This window comes from Kitasatospora sp. NPDC059088, from assembly GCF_042738155.1.
Classification (GTDB): Bacteria; Actinomycetota; Actinomycetes; order Streptomycetales; family Streptomycetaceae; genus Kitasatospora.
The window spans coordinates 29,105-37,358 of the sequence record NZ_JBHYGR010000093.1; the positions used below are offsets into that span (position 1 = coordinate 29,105).

At 70.7% G+C, this 8,254-nt stretch carries 10 protein-coding genes; 3 read left to right on the top strand and 7 right to left on the bottom strand.

From position 1 onward, the window contains the following. The first annotated feature begins 245 nt into the window (after nucleotides 1-245). On the top strand, nucleotides 246-680 hold the full coding sequence (locus tag ACFWXO_RS31875) for an Hsp20/alpha crystallin family protein (protein WP_380528161.1): 435 nt from the start codon (nucleotides 246-248) through the stop codon (nucleotides 678-680). A 379-nt stretch (nucleotides 681-1,059) separates the two neighbouring features. Here ACFWXO_RS31875 and ACFWXO_RS31880 read toward each other — a convergent pair whose 3' ends face one another. The 4 genes from ACFWXO_RS31880 to ACFWXO_RS31895 all read right to left on the bottom strand — a co-directional run bounded on the left by ACFWXO_RS31880 (nucleotide 1,060) and on the right by ACFWXO_RS31895 (nucleotide 4,413). After that, nucleotides 1,060-1,596, bottom strand: a complete 537-nt coding sequence (locus tag ACFWXO_RS31880; RefSeq protein ID WP_380528162.1) for a DUF5994 family protein — start codon at nucleotides 1,594-1,596, stop codon at nucleotides 1,060-1,062. Between the two features lie 263 nt (nucleotides 1,597-1,859). Next, complete coding sequence (locus ACFWXO_RS31885; RefSeq protein ID WP_380528163.1) at nucleotides 1,860-2,240, bottom strand: CBS domain-containing protein; 381 nt, start codon at nucleotides 2,238-2,240, stop codon at nucleotides 1,860-1,862. A 70-nt stretch (nucleotides 2,241-2,310) separates the two neighbouring features. Next, complete coding sequence (locus tag ACFWXO_RS31890; protein ID WP_380528164.1) at nucleotides 2,311-3,852, bottom strand: DEAD/DEAH box helicase; 1,542 nt, start codon at nucleotides 3,850-3,852, stop codon at nucleotides 2,311-2,313. A 357-nt stretch (nucleotides 3,853-4,209) separates the two neighbouring features. Next, the gene (locus ACFWXO_RS31895; protein WP_099897249.1) at nucleotides 4,210-4,413 is read right to left on the bottom strand and encodes a cold-shock protein; all 204 of its coding nucleotides are present in this window, start codon (nucleotides 4,411-4,413) and stop codon (nucleotides 4,210-4,212) included. Between the two features lie 503 nt (nucleotides 4,414-4,916). Between ACFWXO_RS31895 and ACFWXO_RS31900 the strand changes: the two genes are divergently transcribed. Together ACFWXO_RS31900 and ACFWXO_RS31905 are read left to right on the top strand one after the other, a co-directional pair. Beyond that, on the top strand, nucleotides 4,917-5,144 hold the full coding sequence (locus tag ACFWXO_RS31900; RefSeq protein ID WP_104814441.1) for a hypothetical protein: 228 nt from the start codon (nucleotides 4,917-4,919) through the stop codon (nucleotides 5,142-5,144). A gap of 266 nt (nucleotides 5,145-5,410) precedes the next feature. Continuing rightward, entirely contained in the window at nucleotides 5,411-5,773 is a 363-nt protein-coding gene (locus ACFWXO_RS31905; RefSeq protein WP_380528167.1) for a hypothetical protein, read from the top strand. A 458-nt stretch (nucleotides 5,774-6,231) separates the two neighbouring features. Here the strand turns inward: ACFWXO_RS31905 and ACFWXO_RS31910 are convergent, their stop codons facing one another. The 3 genes from ACFWXO_RS31910 to ACFWXO_RS31920 all read right to left on the bottom strand — a co-directional run bounded on the left by ACFWXO_RS31910 (nucleotide 6,232) and on the right by ACFWXO_RS31920 (nucleotide 7,387). Next, complete coding sequence (locus ACFWXO_RS31910) at nucleotides 6,232-6,396, bottom strand: hypothetical protein (protein ID WP_380528169.1); 165 nt, start codon at nucleotides 6,394-6,396, stop codon at nucleotides 6,232-6,234. Nucleotides 6,397-6,423: 27 nt separating this feature from the next. Continuing rightward, nucleotides 6,424-6,780, bottom strand: coding sequence for a PRC-barrel domain-containing protein (locus ACFWXO_RS31915; protein ID WP_380528171.1), 357 nt, complete (start codon nucleotides 6,778-6,780; stop codon nucleotides 6,424-6,426). 382 nt (nucleotides 6,781-7,162) lie between these two features. Further along, entirely contained in the window at nucleotides 7,163-7,387 is a 225-nt protein-coding gene (locus tag ACFWXO_RS31920) for a hypothetical protein (RefSeq protein WP_380528172.1), read from the bottom strand. Between the last annotated feature and the right edge of the window lie 867 nt (nucleotides 7,388-8,254).

Genomic DNA, 8,254 nt, shown 5'->3' on the forward strand with positions numbered 1-8,254 from the left:
GGGGCGGGGGGGGTGGGTGTCGTTGTGGGGGGGGGCCGCCCCCCCCCCCCCCGGCCCCCGCCGCCCCCCCCCCCGGGGGGGGCGCCCCCCGCCCCCCCCCCCCACGCCGGAGCCCTGACTCCCCAAGACGCCTTGCCATCCGCCATGTCATCTATTCGGCGACATGTCACTGACAGGTGACATGCCTGAGCGGATGCGTGAGCGCGTCGAAGTCGCCCGTTGATACGACGAGGAGGTACTCGACAATGTTGATGCGCACTGACCCCTTCCGCGAGCTGGACCGTTTCACCCAGCAGTTCTTCGGCACGACCGGCACGTGGTCGCGACCGTCCGCGATGCCGATGGATGCCTGGCGCGACGGCGACACGTTCTACGTCCAGTTCGACCTCCCCGGCGTCAGCCCCGACGCGATCGACCTGGACGTCGAGAAGAACACGCTCACCGTCAAGGCCGAGCGCCGCCCCGCGCAGCGCGGCGACAACGCCGAGGTCCAGCTCTCCGAACGCCCCCTCGGCGTCTTCTCCCGGCAGCTGTTCCTCGGCGACGCCCTCGACACCGAGCACATCACCGCCTCCTACGAGGCAGGCGTACTCACCCTCACCATCCCGGTCGCCGAGACCGCCAAGCCCCGCAAGATCCACATCAGCGGCGGCAGCGACCACAAGGAACTCCAGGCCTGACCCCCCCATCGGCCTGGTGCCCCAGAGGAAACCGTGCCGCGCGGGCGGAACACCCCCGCCGCCCGTGCGGCACCCCTGACCCGCGCCGTGCGCCGAATCGCGCAGGAGAGGCTGTTCAAAGCAGCAAGCTGATCAGCTGCTAGAGCCGCACTTTGCGGGGCGCCAGTTCAGATCCCCGCCCGGAAGACCGTCCTCGCAGCGTACGCCGACGTCCGGATACAGCTGCCGCAACTGCCGCACCGCTGCGTCGGAACCTGCCCTCAAAACCGCACGACCGCTGATCGAATGCCGTTGGGCGGTCGCGTCGCGCTGCGGCACCCGACGGCCAGGTCGCTACCCGAGGTGTCCACGGGGTGACCTAGCCGCCGGGTGGCGGCGACTACGAGGTGGCGGTGAGCGGCAGCCCGGGGAAGACGCGCTTCGGCCCGTCCGGTTCGGCGGCCGCCATGCCGTCTACCGCCGGCCACCCCACGAGCAGTTCGCTCGCCGTGCGGGTGTTCGCGGGATCGGCCGCGGCGGTCATCAGGTCGGCTGCCTCGGCCTCGCCGGTGTGCGGCGGGACGACCAGCAGATCCAGGCGCCGAGGTGCGTAGGAGCGCACCATGACCTCGTTCTCGTCCTGCTCCTGGAGGAACCAGCCGCCGTGGACCACGTGGCCGGCGACGGGGATCAGGTGGGGGATCACGGGCCAGTGGGTGGGGTTCAGCACGACGCGCGTGACACGCCCCCACCGCGCATCCAACTCAGCCGCCAGTGGAGGTAGTTCGGTGAGGAGATCGTGCGAGCGCGGCCACCAGGCTCCGTCCAGGCGGCCTCGGGAGGCGCCGTCGGGGGTGAGTGAGAGCCGGAGGGCCGGTGCAGCACCCGGCTGTGCGGGTACCTCAGCGAGTTGCAAGCGGTCGAGGGTGACAGTCATGTCATGGACCCGTCTCCGAGCCCACTCACGTGGGCCCGGGATTGGTGGTCGCCGGAGACGAAACCAGTATCGGGGCCAGTTCACGAAGTGCCTTCGGTAGGTCCAGCCTACTCCGACACAGTGTCAGACCCACTATGGCAGGAGCCGGGGCACGGCCGGAGAACATGTCGACGGCGAGGCCGGCGTCACCTTCCTCGGCCGAGCCGGCGCGGCAGGTGCCCACAGCGCAGTGGAAGCCGGCACGTCGGCGCCGGCCGCTGCTCCTAGAGGCTGAAGAGACCGATGGCGTGGCCGTCGTGGTCGACCACCGGCCAGGTGGTCAGGCCGCGGGCGCGCATGGCGTTGGCCGCGCCGTCGGCAGGCATGTCGGGGGTGGCGAACGGGGCGCGGTCGAGGACGATGTCGCGCACGGCGGTGCGTTCGGTGTACCAGGATCGGGCCTGGAACGGCGCGAGGTGCAGGCGGGTGAGCAGCCCGGCGCAGCGGCCGTCGTCGTCGCGGACCAGGACGTGGTCGGCGCCGGAGCCGTTCAGGATGTCCATCGCGGTGTCGGCGGTGACGTCGTCGCTGATCTGCAGGTCAGGTGTGGTCATGAGGTCGCTGACCGTGGTGGTGGCCGTGGGGCGTTCGAGGGTGGTGGTCATGGGCGGACTCCTTCGCGTCGCTCCCGCCGGTGGTGGCGGCGGTCCGGGTGCTGCGGTGGGGTGCGGTGTCCTAGGCGGCGAGGACGACTCGCTTCGGTGCCGCGCTGCGCGAGCCGGCGGCGGTCCGCGGGGTGCGGCCGGCCTGGGTGGGACGGCCGGCCTGGGTGGGTCGGCCGCGGCGGTTGCGGCTCGCGGAGGGCCTGCGGCGCGGGCGTTCGACGACGGGGTCGGCGATCACGGTGGGGATGCCGGTGGGCACGCGGGCGCCCGTGATCCGGGCCAGCTCCTCGTCGCCGGCACTGACCTTGGTGGTGACGGGGGTGATGGCGGCGGTGGCCATCATGCGGGCCATCTCGCGGCGCTGGTTGGGCAGGACCAGGGTGACGACGGTGCCGGACTCGCCCGCACGGGCCGTGCGCCCGCCGCGGTGCAGGTAGTCCTTGTGGTCGGCCGGCGGGTCGAGGTTGACGACCAGGTCGAGCCCGTCGACATGGATGCCACGCGCGGCGACGTTGGTCGCGATCAGCGCGGTCACCTGGCCGTTGCGGAACTGCTCCAGGGTGCGGGTGCGCTGCGGCTGGGACTTGCCGCCGTGCAGCGCTGCGGCCTTCACGCCGTTGGCGAGCAGGTCCAGCACCAGGCGGTCCGCGCCGTGCTTGGTGTCGGTGAACATGATCACGCCGCCGTCGCGGGAGGCGATGTGGGCGATCGTGGCGCTCTTGTCGAAGTTCTGCACGTGCAGCACGTGGTGCTCCATCGTGCTGACCGCTCCCGCGGACGGGTCCACGGAGTGGGTGACCGGGTCCTTGAGGAAGCGGCGCACCAGCCGGTCGACGTTGCGGTCCAGCGTCGCGGAGAACAGCATCGTCTGGCCGCCTTCGGCGACCTGGTCGAGGAGCTCGGTGACCTGCGGCAGGAAGCCCATGTCGGCCATCTGGTCGGCCTCGTCGAGCACCGTGATGCCGACGCCGTCGAGCTGGCAGTCGCCGCGCTGGATCAGGTCCTTGAGCCGGCCGGGCGTGGCCACCACGACCTCCGCGCCACGGTTCAGCGCTTGGGCCTGGCGACCGATCGACATGCCGCCCACCACGGCCGCCATCCGCAGGCGTACCGCGTGGGCGAAGGGGGTGAGCGCGTCGGTCACCTGCTGCGCGAGCTCGCGGGTGGGCACCAGCACGAGCGCCAGCGGGCGGCGCGGCTCGGCCCTCTGCCCGGCGATGCGGGCCAGCACGGCGAGACCGAACGCGATGGTCTTGCCGGAGCCGGTGCGGCCTCGGCCGAGGACGTCACGCCCGGCCAGCGAGTTCGGCAGGGTTGCGGCCTGGATCGGGAACGGCGCGGTGACGCCCTGTCGGGTCAGCACCGCCAGCAGCGCCTTCGGCATCCCCAGCTCGGAGAACGACTCGACGGCCGGCAGCGCCGGGGTGGTGCTGACCGGCATCGCGAACTCGCCCTGCGGGGAGGAGTTCTGACGGCCACCCCGCCCGGAGGAGCTGCGGCCGCCGGCCGGCCGGTCATCGTAGAAGGAACTGCCGCCGGAGCGGGATCCGTAGGCGGCGGCGCCGGAGCGGGAGTTGGAGCTCTGGTAGGAGGAGCGACGGGAGCGGTTCATGTGGAGACCTTCCTCAGGGCGGCACGTCACGAGGAAGGCTCCGCAGCGCGGGGCGCCGGCGGAGACCGCAAGGGAACGAGCCAGAACGTGTGAAGAGCGGGGCGTGGACGGAAGAACCGTGCGGCACGTCACCTGCGGTCGGCGCTCACCGAAGATCGGGAGCGCGAACCTCGAACCGTGGGATCTCACGGCAGGGCGCCGATCCGGACGCGGCGCTGGGCGTCTCGCGTGGGGATGGCCGCCAGTGGCGAAGCCAGGGGGCCTGAACGGCCGGGGGTGTGTAATGCGGAAGGGCCCGCACCGAGCGTGTACGCGGTGCGGGCCCCTCGCTGCCAGGCGGGTGCCTCAGCAGAAAAACTACAGCGGACGAATGTTCTCGGCCTGCGGGCCCTTCTGGCCCTGCGTGACGTCGAACTCGACCTTCTGGCCCTCGAGCAGCTCACGGAAGCCGTTGGCGTTGATGTTCGAGTAGTGGGCGAAGACGTCAGCGCCGCCACCGTCCTGCTCGATGAAGCCGAAGCCCTTTTCCGCGTTGAACCACTTCACAGTGCCATTAGCCATAAAGAAATCTCCTTCAAGGGGCTGTCCGAAGCACGCACAGTGCGGGCTTCGAGTGCCGCGATGATGACCCACCCGGGGAAGAGCCGGGAAACAGAAATGCGCCTGCGAAACATCAGCAGGCGCACACAAAGTTCATGGGAACCACTACTGCAACTAAGACGACTCTAGCAGGCCCCGGCCTTCCGTGGTGGATTATTTCACTCCCGGTTTTGCAGGGGCCTCCCCTCGGGCCCGCCGCCCCCGAGTTGCCAGGGACGCCAACGCTCGCTGCGGGCAGGGTGGTTGACGGCATAGCGCTTGTCCGGGGCGGCGGCTCCACTGGCAGCGTGACATGGGCGATCCCCGAGGTACGCCGCGTGGACTCTCGCCATTTCGGCCCCGGCTCGGCCCCGCCACCGGTTCCGGTGGCGACAGGGGACGGCACGATTCGAATTCCGACCCGTCCGCGCTCGAGTTCCACCGAAAGGCCCCGCTCCCGCGATTTCCGGCGCATACTGCAAGGAATGACGAAATCAGCAGCAGTCCGCCGGCCCCTGCCCACCAGCCCCTTCAAAGTCCGGGTCCAGGCGCCGCTCAAGCGGTTCGCCGTCGGCGACCGAGTCACCCACGACCGCTATGGCCTCGGCCGGGCCATCGGCGTCGAAGGCGACGGCGACATCGCCGTACTCGTCGACTTCGGATCGCGGCAGGAACGCATCACCCAGCCGTACGCCGCGATGTTCAAACTCTGACCCCGGGCGCCCCGCGCTTCGCGGCCGAACGTGCCGCACCGCTCGCGGGCGGTCCCCGCGCCGAGGCGACGGCGCACCGTTGCCTCGGCATCATCTGGGGGCTCTTGCCCCGGCCATTGACCGCCGCGCAGCAGCCGGCCTGCCTTCGCGGCAGCGGGGACCCGTCGAAGCCCGGCCGCGTAGGCCGGCGACACCCCGTGCGCACTGCAGTCACCGCCTTGAGGCGGACTCCCGGACACCGACCGCCGTGTCCTAATCTGGGACTCATGTCGAACCCTGACGGGCTGCTCGTCGACATCGCCGCGATGGTCGAGTCCGAGCACACCAACCAGATGTCCTTGACCGTGGTGGTCCCCGGCGCAGTGATCACCGGCCGGCTCGCGCCGATTTCCCTGTGGTGGGAGCGGGTGGCGGAGGTCCTTCAGGCCTCTGAGCACCTGAAGCCGTTCGCCGCTCTCTTCGCGCCGCCCGCCGAAGGCCCGCCCGCGCGGCCCACCCACCTCCACCTCCACCGCGCGAAAATCCTGCAGGGCAACTTCGCCCTGCCCCACACCGGCGGCATGTACCGCATCGCCATCGAGGACATCAGCAGCTGGACGATCGGGGACCTCGGTTACTCCGACAGCTGAGACGGTGAGTAGGAGGCCAAGTGCCCGCTTCGAGGCTGGAGCCGGGTGAGGCGGGCCGGTCGTGAGTCCGATCGCCAGGCTGTGAGCGGAGCGAGGAGTCGGGCCCGCGCCAACCTGCGGTCTGGAAGCCGCTGGAGCGTCACCCCGGCTCCAGGTCGGTCCGGGGGGCGCTGAGCCTGACCGGCGGAGACCTGCCGCAGTTCGCTTCGGCAGGCGGCGGCGGTCAGGTCACCGCGGTCGTACGGGAGTGCGTAGCCACACGGGAGTTGGGTCGGCAGGCGGCACATAAGGCGCTCGCCGTCGAGGCTGGTGAGGGCGGCGCCGGTGTGCCGGCGGGTGGCTTCGGTGGTGGTGTCCAAGGGCTGGGGGAGGGGGATCTGCGAGGCGAAGGCGGTCTCGGGTGCACGTCGGAGTGCGTCCGAGACCGCGGCGGGGGCCGAGTGTTGCGGGGCGGACTGTCAGCGCAGGGCGCGTCGGTGCCTGGTCGAGCGCACGGCGAGGAAGGCCACGTCGGCGACGAGGAGCACGATGCCGATGACGAGCAGGTAGATCAGCCCGTGGACGACGGCGCCGACGAGGCCGAGCACGATGGCGATGAGGACCACGAGGAGGAACAGGGCCATGACATGCCTCCTTGGTCGGGTGATCGGTCAGCGCCGGGCGAGCTGGCGCTCGCCTGCGGCGCCGCTCTGGTAGGCGAGGTTGTAGTGCCGGAAGACCGCTTCCTCGTCCTCGGCGGGCAGGACGTCGTCCGTGCCGATCGCGGGGCAGTCCTTCACCAGGGCCTTGTCGTAGACGACCTTGACGTATCCCGGACCCACCGTTGCTCCGTCGAGGGGTACGAAGACCAGGCGGTGGCGGGTGGGCAGGCCGACCTGCACGGTAGCCATGGCCGCCTCGTCGGTGCTGGTGTCCACGTAGATCGCCTCCAGCGTGCCGATCTTGTGGCCCCCCGTGTCCACGACGTCGTGGGTGCGCCACTCGCGGATGTCCCCTACCTGGATCATCGAGGCTCCCTTCACGCCGCTGTGCCGGGCGCGGGCCGGGCCCGTGGCTGGTGATCTGCATCTCCCAGGGTGCCCCGTCTGCGGGCGGACACCAACTCCCGCGCCCGTTCAAACCACACCAGCAGTCGGCACCCCTCCTCCGCGCCGGACCGGGCTGGCGGACCTGGTCGCGCTGCGGCGGGCAGGTCGCTGGCCAACGCGTCGCGCAGTGCGTACAGCGCCGCAGTGTCCGCGCACTCCGCCAGGTTCGGCAGAAGCTCCCGGATGCGATCGTCGTCGCCGGCGCGTACCGCCGCCACGATCGCGGTGATGACGGCGTCTACCCGGCTCGGGCCGTCCTGGCCCGCTGGTCTTGATCCGGGGCGTCGCGGTGCCGGGCCGGCTACCGGGGTACCGACGGACAGCCGCCGTGGCACCGGGCGGTGTCGAGGGCGTCGCGCAGGGCGGGCAGATCGGCGATGGCGGCCTGTTCGGCGAAGCGGGCCAGCAGCCGGCGCAGGACCCGTTCGTCCCGGTCACGGACGGCTTCGCCGATGGCGGCCACCAGCGACGCCTTGGTATGCGGGTCGGGGGTGCGCCCGTGCGGCGCGGTCTGCCGCCCTTCCACTGTTCGCCTCCCGTTCGATCCGTTCGCGCTCCTGAGCCGCTGAGCGTGGCTTCCTCCGTCATGCGGCTGCGCCTGCGGGCCCGGTCCGTCCGGCCCCCGCGCGGGACGGAGAATACCTCCCCGGCGGACACGGAAAAATCTGTGCTCGCTGGAGTAGACATTGCCTGGTGTCGTGGCTAGTGTTTCTCTCGTAAACGCGGTCAAGTGGTACCCGCCAGACACGAACTGGCGGGCAGTAGTACGGAAGTTCGCAGGTCGGCACGGTGGCAGGGTCCTGAAGCCAGGGTGGTGCAGTAAGGCGACAGGACCGGCGGCCGGGCCGGGCGGCCCGCAGTGATCAGGGGCCCGCCAAGGAGCGGTACCGCGGTAGATGCAGGTGCAGTACCGGCAAGTGAAGTTGAGTTGAGCGGTACCAGCAGTCGCGGTACGCGGTATCCCAGTGAAGGCGCCAGGCTGCGGGCGCGCGTGCTGGGAGTCCGGCAGTGGGGTTCCAAGCCGAGCAGGTGAGCAGGACGGGCAACGGGGCTGGCTGTCGGACCAGGCAGTTGAAGTTCAGCAGTACCGAGCAGTTCGCTAATCAGTCAGTACAGAGGATGAACGGAGGGACAGAGCGCCATCAGGATCGCCCGGCCCGTGAAGACGTCACCCGGGCGGACACCGCAGACCCCCTTTTGAGCAAGAGGACGGTGGTTTCCGGTCACGCATACGCGATCCCCGCACTTCCCCTCCCCCGGGGAGTAGCGGAACAAGGAACCCGGCCCAGGCCGGTAGATGGTGTTTTTTCCCCTTCGGGGCCCCGGAGCCGCCCCGGCGCCGGGGGCCCCCCACGCGGTCCCCCCGCACAAACACTCAGTCTCTGTTTCACAA